Below are 20,398 nucleotides of genomic sequence, written 5' to 3'. Positions count from 1 at the left end.
CACGGGGTCGACCCGTCCGCGATCGGCGACGGGTCGACGGTGTGCCGGGGGACGGGGACGGCTAGAGGAAGGTGCGGCCCTCGCCCCGGTAGGTCGGGACGACGTCGACCACCGCGGCGTCCGCGTCGCCGGCCACCAGGTGCAGGACGTCGACCCGCTCGCACAGCTCGCCGGCCTTCGCGTGCCGGAACCACACCCGGTCGCCGAGGCGGAGGCGCCCGGCGGTGGAGCCGCGCAGCGGGGTCTGGACCTCGCCGGCGCCCTCGGAGCCGAGCATCACCAGCCCCCCGGGGTACGTCGGCACCGGGAGCCGGTCGCGCCCGACCGGCCCGGAGGCGATCCAGCCGCCGCCGGCGACCGTGACGAGACCGGGGCCCGGGCGGCGGGTCACCGCGAGCCCGAACAACGCCGCCGGCACGGGGTCGAAGGAGTCGTAGCCGTCGAACAGGGCCGGCGCGAACAGCCCCGACCCGGCCGCGACCTCGGTCACCGACGGGTCGGCGACGGTCGTCTCGATGGAGCCGGTGCCGCCGCCGTTCACGAACGACAGGTCGGCGACCTCCCGGACGGCGGCGACGACCGCGCCGCGCCGCTCGGTCAGCTCGGGCACCGAGGCCCGCTTGAGGCCGCGCACCGCGAGGCCGCGCAGCCGGTTGGCGGGCCGGTCGGCGAGCCCGGCGACCTGGCCCTCGTAGGCCATCAGCCCGACCAGCGCGAACGCCGGGTCCTCGGCCACCGCACGGGCCAGCGCGACGGCGTCGGCGACGGAGTGCACCGGCGAGCGGCGCGGGCCGAGGTGCACCCGGCTGCCGGTCAGCCGCTCGGCCAGGCGCAGCGACGCGTCCAGGTCGAGGCAGACCCGGATCGGCACCTCGACCTGCCGGACGGCCGCGCGCACCAGGTCGAGCGACTCGACCGAGTCGACCATCAGCGTGACCCGCTCGAGCAGCACCGGGTCGGCGGCCAGCTCGCGCAGGGCGGCGCGCTCCGCGGTCGGATAGCCGACGACGACGTCCTCGTGCTCCTCGGCGAGCCACAGCGCCTCGGCCAGGGTGAAGGCCAGGATGCCGGCGTACCCCTCGAGGCCCAGCACGCGGTCGAGCAGCGCCCGGCAGCGCACCGACTTCGAGGCCACCCGGATCGGCGTCCCGGCGGCCCGGCGGGCCAGGTCGGCGGCGTTCGCGTCGAAGGCGTCGAGGTCGACCACCGCCACCGGCGCGTCGAGGTGCTGCGTCGCGCGCTCGATGCGGGCATGCTGGCTCGTCATGAGGGCGAGTCAAACGGTGGGCACGAGCTGGCGCAACTGGGCCGGCAACCAGACGGCGTCCGGGATCGAGGTCGTCGCCCCCCGCAGCGTGGAGGAGCTGACCCGGTACCTGGCCGGGGCGACCGCCGCCGGACGGCGGGTGCGTCCGATCGGCACCGGTCACTCCTTCACCGCCATCGGCCGCCCCGACGACGTCCAGCTCCGCCTGGACCACCTCGACCGGGTGCTGCGGGCCGACGCCGCCACCGGGCTGGTCACGGTGCAGGCCGGGATCCGGCTCAGCGCCCTCAACCGGGCGCTCGACACCCTCGGGTTGGCGCTGACGAACCTCGGTGACATCGAGGAGCAGACCCTCGCCGGCGCGATCTCGACCGGCACCCACGGCACCGGTGCGCGCTTCGGCGGCATCGCCACCCAGGTGCGAGGGTTGGTGCTCGCGCTCCCGGACGGCTCGACGCTGACCTGCACGCCGACCGAGAACGCCGAGGTCCTCGCGGCCGCGCGGGTCGGGCTCGGCGCCCTCGGGGTGCTGACCGAGATCACGCTGCAGGCGGTGCCGGCGTTCGGGCTGCGCGCCCGCGAGGGTGGTGGCCGGGTCGAGGAGATGATGGAGCGCTTCGACGCGGACGCCGACGTCACCGACCACGTCGAGTTCTACTGGTTCCCGCACACCGACCGCGTGCTCACCAAGCACAACACCCGGGTGCCGCTCGACGACCTCGAGCCGCTCCCACGGCTGCGCGGCTGGTGGGACGACGAGCTGCTCAGCAACACCGTCTTCGGGGCGCTCGTCGGCGCCGGCAGCCGGGTGCCGGCGCTGGTGCGGCCGTTGGCGAAGGTGTCGGCGGCCGCGCTGTCGCCGCGCGAGTTCAGCGACGTCTCGCACCGGGTCTTCACCTCGCCGAGGCGGGTGCGCTTCGAGGAGATGGAGTACGCCGTGCCGCGCGAGCACGGGATGGACGTGCTCCGCGAGCTGGTCCGGGTCGTCGGGCGCAGCGACTGGCGGGTCGCGGTCCCGGTGGAGGTGCGGGTGGCCGCGGCCGACGACGTCACGCTCTCGACGGCCAGCGGTCGCGACACCGTGTACGTCGCCGTCCACACCGCTCCGGGCAGCCCCGACCGGGCGGCGTACTTCGCGGCGCTGGAGGCGATCGCCGCCGGGGTCGGCGGGCGGCCGCACTGGGGCAAGCTGCACACGCTCGGTGCCGACGAGCTCCGGGCGCGCTACCCGCGCTTCGAGGAGTTCCTCGCCCTGCGCGACCGCCTCGACCCGACCCGCACGCTCGGCAACCCGCACCTCGCCCAGGTGCTCGGCTGACGCTGCCCGCGGCCAGGTCAGTCGCGGGTGGACGCCGTCGCCCGGCCGGCGTCGCCGCCGTCGGGCGGCGACGGCAGGAGCAGGGTGCCGAAGACGAGGGCGGCGACCGCGGCCGCCGTCACCACGACGTCGCGCACGGGGGAGGGCCGGTCCGGCGGACGTCGACCGAGCGGCTGCTGGAGGGTGCTCACGTGGAGAAGGACGCGGTGGGCGGCCGTGAGGTTGCCTCTGCGGGGGCACACGGCCGGCCACGGGCGTCCCACAACTCGGTGAACTGTCGGGGCAACCGGGGACTTCCGGTGAAACCGTCAGGCATCCGGTGGTCTAATGATCTGTGTCGTGAGGCACACTCACGACACCCCCCACCCTGACCACCATCCAGAGGACCACGCGAGATGACACGCAGGACGACGCGAACTCGGCGCGTCGCGACGGCAGTCCCCCTCGCCCTCGTCTCGGCGGCGTGGACCACGCACCTCGCCGGCGCCGGCCCGACCGGCGTCAGCGCCGCCGTCTCCACGACCCCGTCGTCGACGACCGGCCAGCTCCCCGACGGCTCCTCGATGCCCGGTGCCCCGGTCGAGTACCCCGCCAGCCTCTCGCAGCCCGACTCCGCCACCGACTCCGCCACCGACGCCGGCGGCGACTTCGCCGGCGTCGTGCCCGCCGTCTCGACCGGTGAGATCCCCTCGTCGGCGCTCGCCGCCTACCAGCGGGCCGAGACCGTCATCAACGCCGCCGACCCCGGTTGCCGGCTCACCTGGCAGCTCGTCGCCGCCGTCGGCCGCGTCGAGTCCGACCACGGCCGCTTCGGTGGCAGCGCGCTCGGCGCCGACGGGGTCGCGACGCCCGCGATCGTCGGCCCGCCGCTGAACGGCCGCAACGGCACCGCGCTGATCGCCGACACCGACGCCGGGCAGTACGACGGTGACCCGACCTTCGACCGGGCCGTCGGGCCGATGCAGTTCATCCCGTCGACCTGGGCCGTGGTCGGGGTCGACGCCGACAACGACGGGATCCGGGACCCGCAGGACCTCGACGACGCGTCGCTGGCCGCCGCGGTCTACCTCTGCTCGGGCACCGAGGACCTCTCGCAGACCGCGGGCCAGCGCGGCGCGGTCCACCGCTACAACCACAGCGACTCCTACGTCGACCTCGTGCTGTCGATCATGGACGGCTACCTCGCCGGCAACTTCGGCACCGGCCCGTCGCCGTCGGTCTCGGCCGGCTACGTCGACACCTCGAGCACCGCGCCGGCCGTCGTCGGTCCGCCGCTGCCCGAGACCACGCTCACCCTCAGCCTCGACGGCGCAGGCGCCGGCGAGGGCGACGACCCCCAGGCCGTCGGCGAGCTCGCGCCGCTCCCGACCACCGTCGGCGAGCCGACCGACGTCGGCGGCGGCACCGGCCAGCCGGCCGACCCGGAGCCCGAGGCACCGACCGACCAGCCCGACGCGCAGCCCACCGACGAGCCGCCCTCGGACGGACCGACCGACGGGCCGACGGACGGACCCACCGACGGACCGACCGACGGGCCCACCGACGGACCGACCGACGAGCCGACCGACGGACCGACGGAGGAGGCGCCCGAGGCGCCGGACCCGACGCCGCTCCAGCCGATGACCTACGAGGACGCGGTCGACGTCTGCGGCCTGGACCCCGAGCTGGTCGACGACCCCGACCTGGCCGACGACGACTTCGACGTGTGCGTCCTCGAGCTCGTCGGACCGACCCCGGCCCCGGACGCTCCCGCAGGAGAGACCACCCTCGACGCCGGTCGCCAGGACCGCTGAGCGGTCCGGCCCGAGCGGCCGGTGGGTCGGCTGCTAGACATGGGGCCATGGCCTCTACTGCCCTCGGCGGCAACCCCGTCCACACCATCGGCGAGCTCCCCGCGGTCGGCTCGAGCGCTCCGGCGTTCACCCTCACCGCCTCCGACTTCAGCGAGGTGACCCTGACCTCGGGCACCCGCACCGTGCTGAACATCTTCCCGAGCGTCGACACCGGCGTCTGCGCGGCGAGCGTCCGGAGGTTCAACGAGCTCGCGGCCGGTCTCGCCGACACCACCGTCGTCTGCGTCTCGGCCGACCTGCCGTTCGCCCAGGCCCGGTTCTGCGGCGCCGAGGGCATCGAGCGGGTCACCGCCGCCTCGTCGTTCAAGTCCTCCTTCGGCACCGACTACGGCGTCCTGCTCACCGACGGCGGGTTCCAGGGCCTCCTGGCCCGCGCCGTCGTGGTGATCGCTGCCGACGGCTCCGTGCTCCACACCGAGCTGGTCCCCGAGATCGGCACCGAGCCCGACTACGACGCCGCCGTCGCCGCCCTGGGCTGAGTCGCCGCGGCGGGCTGGGCCTGCGTGGTCGGGTGGCGGCTCCGTCCGTGCGATTGCCGCAGCTCGCTCGATCCTACGACCGGGAACTGCCCAGCTCGCGGCAATTGCACGGATCGGGCAGGCACCTAGCCACGAGCCGCGATCGCCAGTAGGTCGCGGACCGGACCGGCCGGCGGACGACGTCCGCCGACCCAGATCGCGGTGAACGACCGACCCAGGGCGAGTCCCGTCGTCGGCACCTCCACCAGCACGCCCGCCTCGACGTCGCGGGCGGCCGCGCGCCGGCTGACGAACGCCGGCGGGCCGCCGGCGGCGACCGTGGCCAGCACGGCGGCGGTGGTGGTGAGTGCCGAGTCGGGCTCGACCAGGTCGGCGCCCCCGGCCCTCAGCGCCTGCTCCCAGACCAGGCGGGTGCCGGAGCCCTGCTCGCGGCTGGTGAGCGGGCGCGCGGCGACCTGCGCGGCGTCCAGCGGACGGCGGCGCCGGGCCCACGCGTCGAGCGGTGAGGCCACCAGGGCGAGCTCGTCGGACCCGACGACGGCGGTCGCGAGGCCGGCCAGGTCGCCGGCGCCCTCGACGAAGCCGACGTCGGCCTCGCCGGAGCGGACGGCGGCGACGACGGCCTCCGAGTTGGTCGCCCGCAGCGACGCCGAGATCGCGCGCTCGAGCCGCAGCCGCACCAGCCACCGCGGCAGCAGGTGCTCCGCGACGGTCATCGAGGCGTGCACGTGCAGCTCGCGGGACCGCTCGTCGCGCAGGGTCCGCAGCGCGCCCTCGACCTCCTCGGCCCGCTCCAGCAGGTCGGCGCTCCACTCCACGAGCAGCCGGCCCGCGGCGGTGACCGTCGACCCGGACGTCGCCCGCTGCACCAGCGTCAGCCCGGTGAGGGTCTCCATCGAGCGCAGCCGCTCGGACGCCGACTGCTGGGAGATGCCGGCCTCGCGGCCCGCGGCGCCGATGGAGCCGAGCCGGGCCACGTCGGCGAGCAGGCGCAGGGACGGCAGGTCGGGCAGGGCCACGTCCACAGGCTAGCCCTGTGGGTGCACAACGACGTGGTCCCTACCGCCGGTGGACGGCGCCGACGAACCTGGAGGTGTGCTCCTCCTCGCCTCCCGTCCCGTCCGGTCACCCCGCCGGTCCCGACCGGTCCCCCGTCGCGCCGTCGTGGGCCCGGCGTGGTTCACCACGGTGATGGGCACCGGTGCGGTCGCCCTGGCGCTCGACGCCCGCCCGCTCTGGGACGCCGCCGCGGCGCTGCTCGTCGCACTCGTCGTGCTGACGGCCGGGCGCGCCCGCTCGTTCCTGGACCACCCCGTGCAGCGGCACTTCCTCGGGGCGGCCGCGATGGCGCCGATGGTGGTCGGCGCGGGGGCGCCGAGCGCGCCGCTGGCCGCGCTGCTCTGGACGGCGGGCACCACCCTGGGCGTGTGGACGGCGGTCGTCGTGCCGCGGCGCAGCGCCGGCACGCCGCTGGCGGACGTCGGGCCGTGGTGGCTGCTCCCGGTCGTGCCGCCGGTGGTCTCCGCGGCGACCGGGGCGGCACTGGTGCCCCCCGGGCCCGGCCCCGGGCGGACCGCGCTGCTGCTGCTCTGCCACGCCCTGCTGGTCCTCGGGGTCGCCGGCGCCGTGCGGGTGCTGGTCGTGCTCGCGCGGCGCGTCGTCCGGCACGGGTTCGGCCCGGCCGCGACCGCGCCGGCCTGGCTGGTGGTGCTCGGTCCGCTCGGCCAGTCCGTGACCGCCCTGCACCACCTCGGGGAGCGCTCCGGGCTCCCGTGGCTCGCCGCCCTGACGCCGTACGTCGGGGTGCCGGTCCTCGGCGCCGCGCTGCTCTGGCTGGCGGTGGTGGCCGTCGTCGTGGTGCGCGCCCGGCCGTCGTTTGGACTGGCGTGGTGGTCGGCGACGTTCCCGGTGGCGACCGTCGTCACCGGCGCCGCCGCGCTCGGCTGGGGGGAGGTGGCCGGCGTCCTGACCGTCGTCCTCACCACGGGGTGGGTCGTCGCGGCGGCGGGCACCCTCGGCGGCCTCCGCGACGGGTCACTCCTGCGCGGCTGACAGCACCGACACCGCGGTCTCCTCCGACCGTCCGCGGAGGGTGACGGCGCCGTGGTCGCGCCAGTGCCCGGCCTCGTCGCCGTGCGCGGCTTCGACCGAGCCGCGGGCCACCAGCACCCGGCCGGGCTCGTCCTTGGCGAGGTCGGTGAGGCGGGCGGCGGAGTTCACGGCGTCGCCGACCACGGTGTACTCGAAGCGGCTGCGGTGCCCGACGTTGCCGGCCACGACCTCGCCGGTGGCCACCCCGATCCCGGCGCCGACCTCGGGCACCTCCTCGGCCAGCCGGCGCGCCATCGCACGGGCGGCGGCGAGCGCGGCGCCGGCGTCGTCGTCGAGCTCGACCGGGGCGCCGAAGACCGCGAGCACGGCGTCGCCCATGAACTTGTTGACCAGCCCGTGGTGCCGGTCGACCTCGTCGACGACGACGCCGAAGAACCTGTTGAGCACCTCGACGACCTCGGCGGGCGAGTGCCCGGCGGCGTACGTCGTCGAGCCGACCAGGTCGACGAACAGCACGGTCGCGGTCCGGGTCTCGCCGCCGAGCTCGACCTGGCCGTCCGTGCCGGCCGCCGCCGCGGCGGCCGCGACGTCGCGGCCGACGTGGCGCCCGAACAGGTCGCGCAGGTGCTCGCGCTCGCGCAGGCCCGCCACCATCTGGTTGAACCCCGACTGGAGGAGGCCGAGCTCGGTGCCGTCGTAGATCGGGACGGCGCGGTCGAGGTCGCCCCGCTCGACGTCGAGCAGCGCGTCGCGCACCGAGAGCACCGGCGCGACCACGGAGCGGGCGTTGAGCACGGTGATGAAGAGGCCGAAGACCAGCACGACGCTGCTGATGACGATCGTGGTGACGGCTAGCCGGGTCAGCGAGGTCTCCGATCCGGTGAGCGTGAGGAGCGCCAGGATGATCAGCCCCAGCACCGGGACGCCGGTGCCCAGGCACCAGAAGATGACCATCCGGGCGCCGACGCCCACCCCGCGAGGGCCCGAGCTGATCGGCGCCGTCGCCAGCGCGCGGGCCGCCAGCGGCCGCATCGCGAACTGGGTGAGCAGGTAGGCCACGGCGCACACGACGGCGGTCGCGATGCTGACGGTCGCGGCGGTCGTCAGGGCCCGCCCGGGCTGGAGCAGCACCGCGAGCGCGGTGAAGAGGAGCACCGCGCCGCACCACAGCGCGGCCTGCATCGCGGTCAGGCGCACGGGCACCTCGAGCGTGCGCTCCCGGTCGCCGGCACCCGGCGTCGCGCCGGCCATCGCCCAGCGGGTCGCGCGGAGGGTGGTCGTGGTGCCGACCGCGACGCCGACGACGACCGCGAGCGCGACGTACACCGGCACGCCGATCACCAGCGACAGGACCGTGCCGCGGTTCGGGGGCGGCGCCGGGATCACCACGCTCGAGATGACCACCACGACAGCGGCGCCGATCAGGTGCGTCGTGACGAGCATGGCGGTGAGCAGCAGCTGCACCCGCACGCGCAGCGCGCGAGCCGACTGGTCGACGGGACCGAGCAGGCGCGAGCCGAACGGGCTGACCCGTCCGCCACGACTCCCGCGGCCCCCCTGTCCGTGCGTCACGTCGGCGAGCCTAGGGCGCCGGGTCCGGATCGGTGGTGGGAGAATGCACCTGCTCCCCTCCCCAGCCTCCAGAGACGTGCCGACCCGATGACTCCCCGCTCGTGATCGACCGCTCCCTGCGGACGACGGTCCTCCTCCTCGTGGCGCTCGTCGCCCTGACCGGCGGCGCGTACGTCGCCCACCAGCGCCTCTACGCGAGCCCGGAGGTGCGCGACCTGACGCCGCCGCCGAAGGCGCTCGAGGCGGCGCCGGTCGACCCACCGGTGCCGGCGGTGACGGGCACGGCGCAGGCCGACGTCCCGCGGGTGGACCCGGCGTGGCTGGCGCGGGTCGCGGGCGCCACCGGGATCGAGCCGTTCGCGCTGGAGGCCTACGCCCGGGCCGAGCTCGCCGCGCCGGACGGCTGCGGGGTCGGCTGGACGACGCTCGCCGGCATCGGCTGGGTGGAGTCGCACCACGGCACCATCGGCGGCCGCACGCTGGGCGCCGACGGGCGCTCGTCGTCCCGGATCCTGGGGCCGGCGCTCGACGGGTCGGGTGCGTTCGCCGCGATCCCGGCGACGGCGACGTCGACCCAGTGGCACGACGACCCCCTCTGGGACCACGCTGTCGGGCCGATGCAGTTCATCCCGACGACCTGGGAGACCTGGGAGGCCGACGGCGACGGTGACGGTGTCCGCGACCCCAACGACCTCGACGACGCGGCGCTGGCCGCCGCCGAGTACCTCTGCGCGGGCGGTCGCGACCTCACCGACGGGTCAGGGTGGACCGACGCCCTGCTCAGCTACAACAACGCGCGGGTCTACGCCGTCGACGTGCACGCGGCCGCGACCCGGTACGCCGGCAGCGCGGGCTCCTGACGCTCGACCGGTCACCCGGCGTTCTCGCGGGCGTCGTCCGGGGTTCGTGCGGGTCGGGCACCCTCGCGCCCATGCGGACGCGGCTGGGACGCGCGGGCTGGTCCGTGCTGGGCTGGACGCTGCTCGTGGTCGGTGTCGTGCTGTTCCCGCTGCCGGGGCCGGGCCTGCTGCTGATGGCGGCGGGGCTCGCCGTGCTCGCCGAGCAGCACGCGTGGGCGGCGCGGCGGGTCGACGCGTTGCGGGACCGGGCGCTCGCCGGGGCCCGGCGTGGAGTCGCGACCCACGCCCGGGCCGCGCTGTCGCTCGCGGTCTGCGCCGCGCTGGCGGCGTCCGGGCTGCTGTGGGTCTGGGCGCCCGACCAGCCGTCGTGGTGGGTGCTGCCGGCGTGGACCTGGCTGCCGGGCGGGCTGTGGACCGGGATCGGCCAGGTGGTGTCGGGACTGCTCACCCTGGCCCTCGTCGGCTGGGCCTACGCGTGCCGCTTGACCCGCTCTGGGATGCTCGGGTCATGAAGGCGGCCAAGCGCATCGGAGTCGAGGCTATCGGCTGGCTGCTGCTGGTCGCCGGCGTGGCCGCCCTGATCCTCCCCGGACCGGGGCTCCTCATGGTCTTCGGCGGGCTCGCGATCCTCTCCCAGCAGTACGAGTGGGCCGAGCGCCGCCTCGACCCGATCAAGTACCGCGCGCTCAAAGGCGCGGCCGAGTCGGTCGAGACCCCGCTGCGGATCGCGTTCTCGTGCCTCGGGGTCCTCTTCATCACCGCGTGCGGCGTCCTGTGGATCGTCGGCCCCGAGCAGCCCGCCTGGTGGCCGCTGCCCGACTGGCTCTGGCTCACCGGCGGCGTCGGCACCGGCAGCACCCTGCTCGCCTCCGCGGTCATCGCGGTCGCGCTGCTGATCTACTCCTACCGCCGCTTCCACGGCAAGCCCGACGCCGTCGCCGAGCTCGAGCGCGACATCGACGAGGCCGACCGCGACTACCGGGAGATCCAGCACCGCGACTGACGGCGGCTGGTCCTCGGCCCGGCGTCACGGCAGCTCGAGCGCCAGCCCCAGCCAGTCCGCCAGCGCGGCGATCTCGTCCTGGACGGCGGCGCGGGTCCGGGGGTCGAACGGGTCGTCCTCGTGCACCGCGGTCACCCGCAGGACGCCGGCGTCGCGGTCGGCCGTGGCGTCGAGCTTGCCCACGAGCCGGTCGCCGTGGAGGACCGGCATCGCCCAGAAGCCCCAGATCCGCTGGGCGACGGGCTTGTACATCTCCAGCACGTAGTCGAACTCGAAGACCTCCGCGAGCCGTCTCCGGTCCGCCACCAGCCGGTCGAGCGGCGACAGCAGCGCGGTGCGGGCGGTGAAGGCGAGGTCGAGCAGCGACGGCTCGACCCGCCAGGCGCCCTTGACGCCGTCGACGACCGCGGGGACGCCGGCCGCGCCGACGCCGTTCGGCTCGATCGGCATCTTCGGCGAGCGGGCGCGGGCTATGCCGAGCGAACGGAGCCGCTTCTCGTCGCGCAGCCGCTCGGCCTCGGCGACGTCGGGGACCGGGTCGTCGGGGTAGATCCGCTCGGCGAGGTCCCAGAGCGGGTCGCGGCCGTCCTGACCGGCGCGGGCGACCTCGCCCCGCTCGACCATCTGGGCGAGCAGCATCTTCACGTTCTTGTCGTTGTTCCACCCGCTGGAGGGCCACGGCACCTCGCAGGTGTCCTCGAACGCCGACGCCGGCAGCGGTCCGTCGCCGCGCAGCACGGCGAGGACCTCGCGGCGGCACGCGTCGTTGGCCGCGACCCAGTCGCGCACGCTCTCCTGCCACGGCCGCAGCGGTTCGGGCCCCGGCCACTGCGCCATGTCCGCGCGGTAGAGCGCGAGGTCCTCGGCGGGCCGCGCGAGCATGTGGTGCACGACGAGCACCTGCTGGTCGACGAGGTCGCGCAGCTCGGCCGGGTCGTAGTCGGCCCCGATCCGGCCCCACAGCACCAGGTCGGCGCTGGGCGCGACGGCGTTCGTCGGGTCGAGCTGCACGAACGTGAGGTGGCGGACGACGTCCAGGACGTCGCTCGGACGGTCGGCCGTCAGCAGCTGGGCGCGCACCGCGACGCGTCGCGCGTCGGTCCGGGAGAGCTCCACCGGGGTGACCATGCGCAGCAGCCTAGGTCGGGCGGTGGCGTTCGGCGGGGTGCCCCATCCGCGCAATTGCCCACGTGTGGCCAGTTCCTGGCCCGCGAGTCGAGCAATCCGCGGCAATTGCGCGGATCGGGCACCCCCCGGCCGACTGCCGGCGGTGCCTGTCCCCGCCGGGCTCTAGGCTCGCCGCACGATGACCCTCCACGTGCACCGCGCCGCGCGCACCGACCAGCTCGCCGACGCCGTCGGTGAGCTGCTGGCGACGGAGCCGCTGGCCGACCCGTTCGCGCAGGAGGTCGTCGTGGTGCCCGAGAAGGGCGTCGAGCGGTGGCTCGCCCAGCGCATCTCGCACCGGGTCGGGGTGGGGCCACGGGGCGGCGACGGCGTGTGCGCGGGCGTGCGGTTCCTGCGGCCGGGGTCGCTGGTGGCGATGCTGCTCGGTCGCGACCACGACGACCCGTGGTCACCCGACCGGCTCGTCTGGCCGCTGCTCGCGACCATCGACGCCTCGCTCGACGAGCCGTGGTGCGCCACCCTCGCGCGACACCTCGGTCACGGCCTGGAGGGGCGCGACGCCGAGCTGCGCCGCGACCGTCGCTACTCCGTCGCCCGCCGCCTCGCCGGACTGATGGCGTCGTACGCCGTCCAGCGGCCGCAGCTGGTCACCGACTGGCGCGAGGGCCGCGACACCGACGGCGCCGGCGGCCCGCTCGCCGCCGACCTGCGCTGGCAGGCCGAGCTCTGGCGCCGGCTGGTGGCCCGGGTCGGGGTCGAGGCACCCGACCAGCGGCACGCCCGCACGGTGGCGCGGCTCGCGTCCGGCGCCCCGGTCGACCTCGGTGGGCTCGACCTGCCCGGCCGGCTCTCCCTCTTCGGGCACACCCGGCTGCCGGTCACCGAGGTCGCGCTGCTGCAGGCGCTCGCGACCACCCGCGACGTCCACCTGTGGCTGCCGCAGCCGTCCCCGGCCCTGTGGCGCGACCTGGGCCGGCTCGCGGGGCCCGCTGGCGTCGTCCCGCGCGACGACGACCGCTCGGCCGACGTGGTCGGGCACCCGCTGCTCGCCTCGCTCGGCCGCGACACCCGCGAGCTGCGCCGCACGCTCGACCTGCCGGCCGACGACGTCGTCGTCGCCGACGACGCGGCCACGCCGACGACCCTGCTCGGCCTCCTCCAGCACGACCTCCGGGCCAACCACGCCCCCACGCCCGCCGAGCGCGCGGTGCGCCCCTTCGACCCCGCCGACCGCAGCCTCCAGGTGCACGCCTGCCACGGGCCGGCCCGCCAGGTCGACGTCCTGCGGGAGGTGCTCGTCGGCCTGCTCGCCGACGACCCGACCCTGCAGCCGCGCGACATCCTGGTGATGTGCCCCGACATCGAGACCTTCGCGCCGCTGGTCTCCGCAGGGTTCGGGCTCGCCGACGTCGTCGCCGACGCGGCGGGCAGCGGGACGGGCGGCGGGACGGGCAGCGGGACGGGCAGCGGGACGGGCGGCGGGCATCCCGCCCACACGCTGCGGGTCCGGCTCGCCGACCGCGCGCTCACCAGCACCAACCCGCTCCTCGCCGTCGCCGCCACCCTGGTCGAGCTCGCGGGCGGGCGGGTCACCGCGTCCGCCGTCCTCGACCTCGTCGCGACACCCGCGGTGCGGCACCGGTTCGGCTTCTCCGACGACGACCTCGACCGGATCACCCGCTGGGTCGGCCAGGCCGGCATCCGGTGGGGCCTCGACGCCGCCCAGCGCTCCCGCTACGCCATGGGCCGCTTCGAGCACAACACCTGGCGCGCCGGGATCGACCGGATCCTGCTCGGCGTGGCGCTCAGCGGCGACGACCACCGTCACCTCGGCCGCGGGCTGCCCGTCGACGACGTCGGCAGCTCCGACATCGACCTCGCGGGCTCGCTGGCCGAGCTCGTCGACCGGCTGGCCCGCTGCCTCGACGCGCTGGCCGCCGCCACCGGCGTCTCGGAGTGGATGGCCGCACTCACCACCGGCGTCCGCGGCCTCGCCGACGTGGCGCTCGACGACGCCTGGCAGGTGCCGCAGCTCGAGCGGGAGCTCGCGCGCGCCGCCGGCGACGCAGGCGACGCAGGCGAGGTGGGCGGCGGGGTCGACGAGGACGGCCCGGGCGTGCCGCTGCGCCTGGCCGACGTCCGCGCGATGCTCGACTCCCGGCTCGGTGGCCGGCCCACCCGCGCCAACTTCCGCACCGGCTCCCTCACCGTCGCCACCCTGGTGCCGATGCGCTCGGTGCCGCACCGGGTCGTCTGCGTCGTCGGCCTCGACGACGGCGCCTTCCCGCGCCTGGTCACCCCCGACGGCGACGACGTGCTGGCGCGGCGGCCGCTCACCGGCGAGCGCGACGTCCGCAGCGAGGACCGCCAGCTGCTCCTCGACGCGCTGATGGCCGCCACCGAGAAGGTCGTGCTCACCTACACCGGCGCCAACGAGCACTCCGGTGCGAGCCGGCCGCCGGCGGTGCCGCTCGGCGAGATCCTCGACGCCGCCGACCGCACGACGTCCGCTGCGGTGCGCGAGCACGTCCTCGTCCGTCACCCGCTGCAGCCGCACGACCCCAGGAACCTCCTGCCGGGTGCCCTCGTCGCGGGCGACACGAGCCGGCCGTTCAGCTTCGACGTCGCCTCGCTGGCCGGCGCCCGGGCCGCGGTCGCCGAGCGCACCCCGCCGGCCCGGCTCTTCGCCGAGCAGCTCGCCCCGGCCGCGCCCGTCGACGTGTCGCTTGCCGACCTCAAGGCGTTCTTCGCCCACCCGGTGCGCTCGTTCCTGCGCCAGCGCCTCGACGTCTCCACGCCGCTCGCACCCGACGACGTCGCCGACGCGATCCCGATCGAGCTCGACGCCCTCGAGAAGTGGGGGATCGGCGACCACCTCCTGCGCGAGCTGCTCGCCGGGCAGGACGCCGACGCGGTCATGCTCGCCGAGCAGCTGCGCGGTTCGCTGCCGCCCGGGCGGCTCGGTGTCGCGTCCCTCGGCGACACCGTCGCCGAGTGCGGACGGTTGCTGACCAGCACCGCCGACCTGCGGGCCGGCGGCGCGCGCACGATCGACGTCGACGTCGACCTCGGCGGGGGGCGGCGCCTCTCCGGCACCGTCAACGGCGTCCACGGCTCCAAGCTGGTCAGCCTCGGGTTCTCGCGGCTCAAGCCGCGCCAGCGGCTGCACTCCTGGATCGAACTGCTCGCCCTGAGCGCCTCGCGCCCCGACGAGTCGTTCACCGCGCACGCCGTCGGCCGCGAGAAGGCCGGTCCCCGACGGGCCCTGGCCGGGCCGCTCGACCACCGCGCGACCGGCTGGCTGCGCACCCTGGTCGAGCTGCGCGACCTCGGGCTCCGGTCGCCGCTCCCGGTGCCGATCGCGACCGCGGCCGCCTGGGCCGAGGGACACGTCCGGGAGTCGATGGGCGAGGACGTCTCGGCCCTCGCCCTCGCACGCCGGGCCTGGGAGACCGACCCCTACCACCCGTTCGGCATCGAGGGCGAGGACGCCGACGCCCACCACCGCCGCGCCTACGGCGACGACACCCCGGTCGAGGTGCTGATGGAGGCCGGGCTCGCGACGTACGCCTGGCAGGTCTGGGAGCCGCTGCTGACCGGGGCAGAGAAGGTCGGTCCGCTGTGAGCACCCCTGCGTCCGACCAGCCCGGCACCGGCGTCGAGGACATGCGTCCCTTCGACATCACCGAGCCGCTGCCGGGTGCCGGCACCACCCTGCTCGAGGCGAGCGCCGGCACCGGCAAGACCTGGACCATCGGCGCGCTGGTCACCCGCTACGTCGCCGAGGGCGTGGCCCGGCTCGACGAGATGCTCGTGGTCACCTTCGGTCGCGCGGCGAGCCAGGAGCTCCGTGAGCGGGTGCGTGCCCAGCTGGTCGAGGCCGAGCGGCTGCTGGCCGGTGACCCCGACGTCCCGGCCGAGGGGTCGGCGTTCCTGCAGCAGCTCGTCGACGTCGACGCCGCCGAGCGCGGCCGCCGGCACCGGCGGGTCGTCGAGGCGCTCGCCGGGTTCGACGCCGCCACGATCGCCACGACGCACCAGTTCTGCTCGCTGGTGCTCGGCTCGCTCGGCGTGGCCGGCGACACCGACGCGCGCGCCCGCCTCGTCGAGGACCTCGACGACCTCGTCGAGGAGGTCGTCGACGACCTCTACCTGCGCGCCTTCGCCTTCGCCGACACCGCGCCGGTCTTCAGCCACGCCGAGGCGATGGCGATCGCCCGCGCGGCCGTGGGCGACCCGCAGGCCCGGCTCGAGCCGGCCGACGCCGACCGCAGCACCACGGTGGGCCGCCGGGTCGCGTTCGCCGAGAAGGTGCGCGAGGAGGTCGAGCTGCGCAAGCGGCAGCTCGGCGTGCTGTCCTACGACGACCTGCTCAGCCAGCTCGCCGAGGCCCTGGAGAGCGACGACTCCCCGGCCCGGGTGCGGATGCGCGAGCGCTGGTCGATCGTGCTCGTCGACGAGTTCCAGGACACCGACCCGGTGCAGTGGCAGGTCCTCGACCGGGCCTTCAGCGGTCTCGACGGCGGCGCCACGATGGTGCTGATCGGCGACCCGAAGCAGGCCATCTACGCCTTCCGCGGCGGCGACGTCACCACCTACCTCCAGGCGGCGGAGACGGCCACGACCCAGCAGACCCTCGCCGTCAACTGGCGCAGCGACTCCGCCCTGCTCGCCGGCTTCCAGGAGCTCCTCGTGGGCGCGCGCCTGGGCCACGAGCGGATCGTGGTGCGCCCCGTCACCGCCCACCACACCGAGTCGCGGCTCGCCGGCGCGCCGTCGCCGTCGCCGTTCCGCCTGCGCGTGGTGCGCCGCGACGCGTTCGGCAAGGGGCCGCGAGCCTCGCTGCCCGTCGCCGACGTCCGCGCGCACGTCGCGCGCGACCTCGCCCTCGACGTGCGCCGCCTGCTCGCGGCGAGGCCGACCTTCGCGGGCGAGCCGCTCGAGCCCCACCACGTCGCGGTGATCTGCTACCGCCACGCCGACCTGGCCGCCTCGCAGCGGGCGCTGCACGAGGTCGGCGTCCCCGCCGTGATCGCCGGCGGGGGGAGCGTGTTCGCCACCCCGGCCGCCGTGGAGTGGCTCACCCTGCTCGAGGCGCTCGAGCAGCCCCACCGCAGCGCCCGGGTGCGTGCCGCCGCGCTGACCTGCTTCTTCGGCAGGACGGTCGGGCAGCTCGCCACCGAGGGTGACCGGCTCACCGACGACGTCGCCGAGACGCTGCGGCGCTGGGTCGAGGTGGTCGACCGGCGCGGCGTGGCCGCCGTCCTCGAGGCGGCCTCGGCCGGCGGGCTGCCGCGGCGGGTGCTCCGGGAGATCGGCGGGGAGCGGCGCCTCACCGACCTGCGTCACATCGGCGAGGCGCTGCACGAGGTCGCCCAGTCCGAGCACCTCGGCCTGGTGTCGCTGCTCGCCTGGCTGCGCGCCCAGGTGGCCGAGGGCCGGGCCGGGCGCGGCACCCAGCGCACCCGCCGCCTCGACTCCGACGCGGCCGCCGTCCAGCTCGTCACGATCCACGCGAGCAAGGGCCTCCAGTACCCCGTCGTCTACCTCCCGGCCCTCGCCGACCGCTTCGTGCCGAAACCGACCCGACCGCTGTTCCACGACGCCGACGGCGCCCGCTGCCTCGACGTCGGCGGCGGCGGGCCCGCCTGGGGTGACCACGTCGGCCGCTGGACCGACGAGGAGGCGGGCGAGTGGCTGCGGCTGCTCTACGTCGCGCTCACCCGCGCCCAGTCACAGGTGGTGGCCTGGTGGGCGCCCACCAAGAACGCCGTCGCCTCGCCGCTGCACCGCCTCCTGCTGCGCGCGTCGGGCGAGACCGACGTCCCCGACCTGCCGCCGGTGCCGGCCGACGACGCCGTCGTGGCGCTCTTCGGGGCGTGGCGCGACCGCGGCGGACCGGCTCCCGAGGCCTCGGTGTGGGCCGACCCGGGCCCCGACCCCGACCGCGACCCGGTGGGGGCGCTCGCGGTCCGCCGGTTCGGGCGCGAGGTCGACACGACGTGGCGCCGCACGTCGTACTCCGCGCTGAGCAACGTCGAGGCCGCCGCGGCTCCCGGCGTCGGCAGCGAGCCCGAGCAGACGCCCAAGGACGACGAGGACGTCGAGGCGCTGGCCGAGGCCGCGCTCGACGCGGGCGCCGACCACGACACCGCGGGCGTCCCGTCGCCGATGGCCGACCTTCCCGTCGGCGCGACCTTCGGGTCGCTGGTGCACGCCGTCCTCGAGCACGCCGACCCCGACGCACCCGACCTGCGCGCCGAGCTGCTCGCCCACGTCGACGAGCAGCTCCTGCGCTGGCCGGTCGACCTCGACCGCGACCGGCTCGCCGACGCCCTCGTCACCGTCTGCGAGACCCCGCTCGGCCCGGCCGTCGGCGGCCGGAGCCTGCGGCAGGTCGCCCTGCGCGACCGGCTCCGCGAGCTCGACTTCGAGCTGCCGCTCTCCGGCGGCGACCGCGACGGCGGCGGATCCGGCCGGCCCGTCCTCCTCGGCGACCTCGCGCCGCTGCTGCGCGAGCACCTGCCCGAGGGAGACCCGGTCCGCGGCTACGCCGACGCGCTGGCCGTGCCGGCCCTCGGCGAGCAGGCGCTGCGGGGCTACCTCACCGGCTCGGTCGACGTCGTCCTCCGCACGAGCGGGCCGGGCGGGGACGACGAGCCGACCTACGTCATCGTCGACTACAAGACCAACTGGCTCGGCCCCCGCGACGAGCCGCTGACGGCCCACTCCTACCGGCCCGAGGCGCTCGACGCCGCGATGGGCCACTCCGACTACCCGCTGCAGGCGCTCCTCTACGCCGTGGTGCTGCACCGCTTCCTGCGCTGGCGGCAGCCGGGCTACGACCCCGAGCGCCACCTCGGCGGCGTCCTCTACCTCTACCTGCGCGGGCTCTGCGGCCCCGAGACACCCCTCGTCGACGGCGCCCCGTGCGGGGTGTTCGTGTGGCGCCCGCCGGTGGCGCTGCTGGAGGCCACCTCCGACCTGCTCGACGGAGGGCCCCGATGACCGCCGTGCCGACCGCGGGGACGACCCAGCCCGAGCCGTGGCCCGAGCACGACCGGCGGCTGGCCGCCGGGGCGACGAGCCGGGGTGGCCTGCTGGCCGCGTTCAACGCGGCCGGGGTGCTCGAGGCGAGCGACGTCCACGTCGCGTCCCGGGTCGGCGACCTCGGCGGCGAGAGCGACGAACGGGTCCTCCTGGCGGTGGCCCTCGCCGTCCGCGGGATCCGACACGGCTCGGTCTGCGTCGACCTGACCACCGTCGCCGCGCTCGCCGACGAGGCGGTCGGGCTGGCCTGGCCCGCGCCCGGCACGTGGGCCGACGCCGTCGCGGCGTCGCCACTGGTCGCCCAGGGGGTGCTCCGGCACGAGGCGCCGCTGGTCTACCTCGACCGCTACCACCGGCTGGAGACACAGGTCTGCGCCGACCTGCTGGCCCGCGTCGACGTCCCCGTGCCCGACGTCGACGAGCCCGCCCTCGCCGCCGCGCTGGCCCGCGTCGCCGGCGACCACTTCAGCGCCGAGCAGGGCGCGGCCGCCGCACGGGCCGTCCGCCAGTCGACGACCGTCCTCACCGGCGGACCCGGCACCGGCAAGACGACGACGGTGGCCCGGCTGCTGGTGCTGCTGGCCGCGCAGCACGCCGTCCGGCAGCCCGGCGCCCGCCTCTCGATCGCACTGGCCGCGCCGACCGGCAAGGCCGCGACCCGGCTGCAGGAAGCGGTGCTGGGGGAGCTCGCCGGCCTCGACGAGGGCGACCGTGCGCTCGTCGGCAACCCCGACGCGCTGACCCTGCACCGGCTGCTCGGCTGGCGTCCCGACAACGCCACCCGGTTCCGCCACGACCGCACCAACCGCCTCAAGTACGACGTCGTCGTCGTCGACGAGTGCTCGATGGTCGAGCTCACCATGATGGGCCGCCTGCTCGAGGCGGTGCGACCGCAGTCGCGGCTGATCCTGGTGGGCGACCCGCACCAGCTCACGCCGGTCGGCGCCGGGGCGGTGCTCGCCGACGTCGTCCGCGGCTTCGAGGGCGACGCGGGGTCACCGGTCGCCTCCCTGACCCGCAACCACCGCTCGACCGAGGACATCAAGGCCCTCGCCGAGGCGCTGCGCCTCGGCGACCCCGACGAGGTGCTCGAGGTGCTCCGTCGCGGCGGCGACGAGGTCGAGCTCGTCGAGACCGACGGGCTCGAGGCCACCGGCGCCGCGCTGCACGACGACGCGCTCGCCTCCGCGACGACGGTGCGTGACGCCGCCCTGGCCGGCGACCCGGAGGCCGCGGTCCGCGCGCTCGACCGGCACCGGCTGCTGTGCGCCCACCGGGAGGGCCCCTACGGCGTGCGCCACTGGAACCGCCAGGTCGAGCGGTGGATCACCGACGCCACCGGCCAGCCGATCTACGGCGAGTGGTACCCCGGCCGGCCGATCCTGGTGACCAGCAACGACTACGCCCTCGAGGTCTACAACGGCGAGACCGGGGCCGCCGTCCTCGGCGCCGACGGGCGGTTGCGGGCGTGGGTGGCGGGCTCCGAGCGGCTGCGCGACTTCGCGCCCGGCCGGCTCGACGCCGTCGAGACGATGCACGCGATGACCATCCACAAGAGCCAGGGCAGCCAGGCCGAGCGGGTCACCGTGCTGCTGCCCGACGCGGCGTCGCGGCTGCTGACCCGCGAGCTCTTCTACACCGCCGTGACCCGTGCCCAGCAGCACGTGCGGGTGGTCGGCTCCGAGGCCGCCGTCCGCGCCGCCGTCCAGCAGCAGGCGCAGCGCGCGTCCGGCCTCGCCGGCCGGATCCGGGCTGCGAGGGACGTCGACACGGTCCCGACCGCGGGCTGACCCGCAACGACGCCGAAACGAGTGGC

Annotated in this window: 15 protein-coding genes; 10 read left to right on the top strand and 5 right to left on the bottom strand. The window is 76.1% G+C overall.

All coding sequences use genetic code 11. The annotated features are described in order from the left end of the window. Window positions 1–61 precede the first annotated feature (61 nt). Window positions 62–1,267, bottom strand: a complete 1,206-nt coding sequence (locus E4623_RS18180) for an amino acid deaminase/aldolase (RefSeq protein WP_134767968.1) — start codon at window positions 1,265–1,267, stop codon at window positions 62–64. Between E4623_RS18180 and E4623_RS18175 the strand changes: the two genes are divergently transcribed. Continuing rightward, window positions 1,266–2,585 carry a D-arabinono-1,4-lactone oxidase gene (locus tag E4623_RS18175; protein WP_134767967.1) on the top strand — a complete coding sequence of 440 codons (1,320 nt, stop codon included), beginning with the start codon at window positions 1,266–1,268 and terminating at the stop codon, window positions 2,583–2,585. The two genes, E4623_RS18180 and E4623_RS18175, sit on opposite strands and share 2 nt — an antisense overlap. A gap of 17 nt (window positions 2,586–2,602) precedes the next feature. On the opposite strand, the gene E4623_RS22785 is transcribed toward E4623_RS18175, so the two are convergent. Continuing rightward, a complete protein-coding gene (locus tag E4623_RS22785; protein ID WP_167736743.1) occupies window positions 2,603–2,776 on the bottom strand; it encodes a hypothetical protein in 174 nt (57 codons plus the stop codon). 204 nt (window positions 2,777–2,980) lie between these two features. Here E4623_RS22785 and E4623_RS23380 point away from each other — a divergent pair, with 204 nt between their 5' ends. After that, window positions 2,981–4,378 (top strand): lytic murein transglycosylase, encoded by a 1,398-nt coding sequence (locus tag E4623_RS23380; RefSeq protein WP_209020747.1) that lies wholly within the window; start codon window positions 2,981–2,983, stop codon window positions 4,376–4,378. A gap of 47 nt (window positions 4,379–4,425) precedes the next feature. Then, window positions 4,426–4,917 carry a thiol peroxidase gene (tpx, locus tag E4623_RS18165; protein WP_134767966.1) on the top strand — a complete coding sequence of 164 codons (492 nt, stop codon included), beginning with the start codon at window positions 4,426–4,428 and terminating at the stop codon, window positions 4,915–4,917. Between the two features lie 125 nt (window positions 4,918–5,042). Here tpx and E4623_RS18160 read toward each other — a convergent pair whose 3' ends face one another. After that, window positions 5,043–5,936 carry a LysR substrate-binding domain-containing protein gene (locus E4623_RS18160; protein ID WP_209020746.1) on the bottom strand — a complete coding sequence of 298 codons (894 nt, stop codon included), beginning with the start codon at window positions 5,934–5,936 and terminating at the stop codon, window positions 5,043–5,045. Between the two features lie 76 nt (window positions 5,937–6,012). Here E4623_RS18160 and E4623_RS18155 point away from each other — a divergent pair, with 76 nt between their 5' ends. Further along, the gene (locus E4623_RS18155; RefSeq protein WP_134767964.1) at window positions 6,013–6,969 is read left to right on the top strand and encodes a C4-dicarboxylate ABC transporter; all 957 of its coding nucleotides are present in this window, start codon (window positions 6,013–6,015) and stop codon (window positions 6,967–6,969) included. Here E4623_RS18155 and E4623_RS18150 read toward each other — a convergent pair. After that, complete coding sequence (locus E4623_RS18150) at window positions 6,952–8,541, bottom strand: adenylate/guanylate cyclase domain-containing protein (RefSeq protein ID WP_245155164.1); 1,590 nt, start codon at window positions 8,539–8,541, stop codon at window positions 6,952–6,954. The genes E4623_RS18155 and E4623_RS18150 overlap by 18 nt on opposite strands. 101 nt (window positions 8,542–8,642) lie before the next feature. On the opposite strand from E4623_RS18150, the gene E4623_RS18145 reads away from it, so the two are divergent. The 3 genes from E4623_RS18145 (at window position 8,643) to E4623_RS18135 (ending at window position 10,404) form a co-directional block, all read left to right on the top strand. Continuing rightward, complete coding sequence (locus E4623_RS18145; RefSeq protein ID WP_245155163.1) at window positions 8,643–9,401, top strand: lytic murein transglycosylase; 759 nt, start codon at window positions 8,643–8,645, stop codon at window positions 9,399–9,401. A 71-nt stretch (window positions 9,402–9,472) separates the two neighbouring features. Next, complete coding sequence (locus E4623_RS18140) at window positions 9,473–9,913, top strand: PGPGW domain-containing protein (RefSeq protein ID WP_134767963.1); 441 nt, start codon at window positions 9,473–9,475, stop codon at window positions 9,911–9,913. Further along, entirely contained in the window at window positions 9,910–10,404 is a 495-nt protein-coding gene (locus E4623_RS18135) for a PGPGW domain-containing protein (protein WP_134767962.1), read from the top strand. Before E4623_RS18140 ends, E4623_RS18135 begins: the two co-directional genes overlap by 4 nt. 24 nt (window positions 10,405–10,428) lie before the next feature. Here the strand turns inward: E4623_RS18135 and E4623_RS18130 are convergent, their stop codons facing one another. Beyond that, window positions 10,429–11,532, bottom strand: coding sequence for a crosslink repair DNA glycosylase YcaQ family protein (locus E4623_RS18130; protein ID WP_134767961.1), 1,104 nt, complete (start codon window positions 11,530–11,532; stop codon window positions 10,429–10,431). Window positions 11,533–11,710: 178 nt separating this feature from the next. On the opposite strand from E4623_RS18130, the gene recC reads away from it, so the two are divergent. From recC to recD, 3 genes are read left to right on the top strand one after another with little or no spacing between them, the layout of a single operon-like run. Then, window positions 11,711–15,157: an exodeoxyribonuclease V subunit gamma gene (gene recC, locus E4623_RS18125; protein WP_134767960.1), complete on the top strand. Its 3,447-nt coding sequence runs from the start codon at window positions 11,711–11,713 to the stop codon at window positions 15,155–15,157. After that, complete coding sequence (locus E4623_RS18120) at window positions 15,154–18,540, top strand: UvrD-helicase domain-containing protein (RefSeq protein ID WP_245155162.1); 3,387 nt, start codon at window positions 15,154–15,156, stop codon at window positions 18,538–18,540. The genes recC and E4623_RS18120 overlap by 4 nt, the downstream gene beginning before the upstream one ends. Then, window positions 18,537–20,372 (top strand): exodeoxyribonuclease V subunit alpha, encoded by a 1,836-nt coding sequence (recD, locus tag E4623_RS18115; RefSeq protein ID WP_134767959.1) that lies wholly within the window; start codon window positions 18,537–18,539, stop codon window positions 20,370–20,372. Before E4623_RS18120 ends, recD begins: the two co-directional genes overlap by 4 nt. The last annotated feature ends 26 nt before the right edge of the window (window positions 20,373–20,398 follow it).

This window comes from Nocardioides sp. 1609, assembly GCF_004522105.1.
In the GTDB taxonomy this organism is placed as follows: domain Bacteria; phylum Actinomycetota; class Actinomycetes; order Propionibacteriales; family Nocardioidaceae; genus Nocardioides.
The sequence above is the reverse complement of the archived record's forward strand: the minus strand, read 5'-3'. Positions and strand labels throughout refer to the sequence as shown.

What these genes read in the sequence shown, in the direction of transcription:
- E4623_RS18175 (WP_134767967.1), top strand. Translation starts at nt 1,266, where the DNA reads ATGAGGGCGAGTCAAACGGTGGGCACGAGCTGGCGCAACTGGGCCGGC.
- E4623_RS18180 (WP_134767968.1), bottom strand. Translation starts at nt 1,267, where the DNA reads ATGACGAGCCAGCATGCCCGCATCGAGCGCGCGACGCAGCACCTCGAC.
- E4623_RS23380 (WP_209020747.1), top strand. Translation starts at nt 2,981, where the DNA reads ATGACACGCAGGACGACGCGAACTCGGCGCGTCGCGACGGCAGTCCCC.
- tpx (WP_134767966.1), top strand. Translation starts at nt 4,426, where the DNA reads ATGGCCTCTACTGCCCTCGGCGGCAACCCCGTCCACACCATCGGCGAG.
- E4623_RS18140 (WP_134767963.1), top strand. Translation starts at nt 9,473, where the DNA reads ATGCGGACGCGGCTGGGACGCGCGGGCTGGTCCGTGCTGGGCTGGACG.
- E4623_RS18135 (WP_134767962.1), top strand. Translation starts at nt 9,910, where the DNA reads ATGAAGGCGGCCAAGCGCATCGGAGTCGAGGCTATCGGCTGGCTGCTG.
- E4623_RS18130 (WP_134767961.1), bottom strand. Translation starts at nt 11,532, where the DNA reads ATGGTCACCCCGGTGGAGCTCTCCCGGACCGACGCGCGACGCGTCGCG.
- recC (WP_134767960.1), top strand. Translation starts at nt 11,711, where the DNA reads ATGACCCTCCACGTGCACCGCGCCGCGCGCACCGACCAGCTCGCCGAC.
- recD (WP_134767959.1), top strand. Translation starts at nt 18,537, where the DNA reads ATGACCGCCGTGCCGACCGCGGGGACGACCCAGCCCGAGCCGTGGCCC.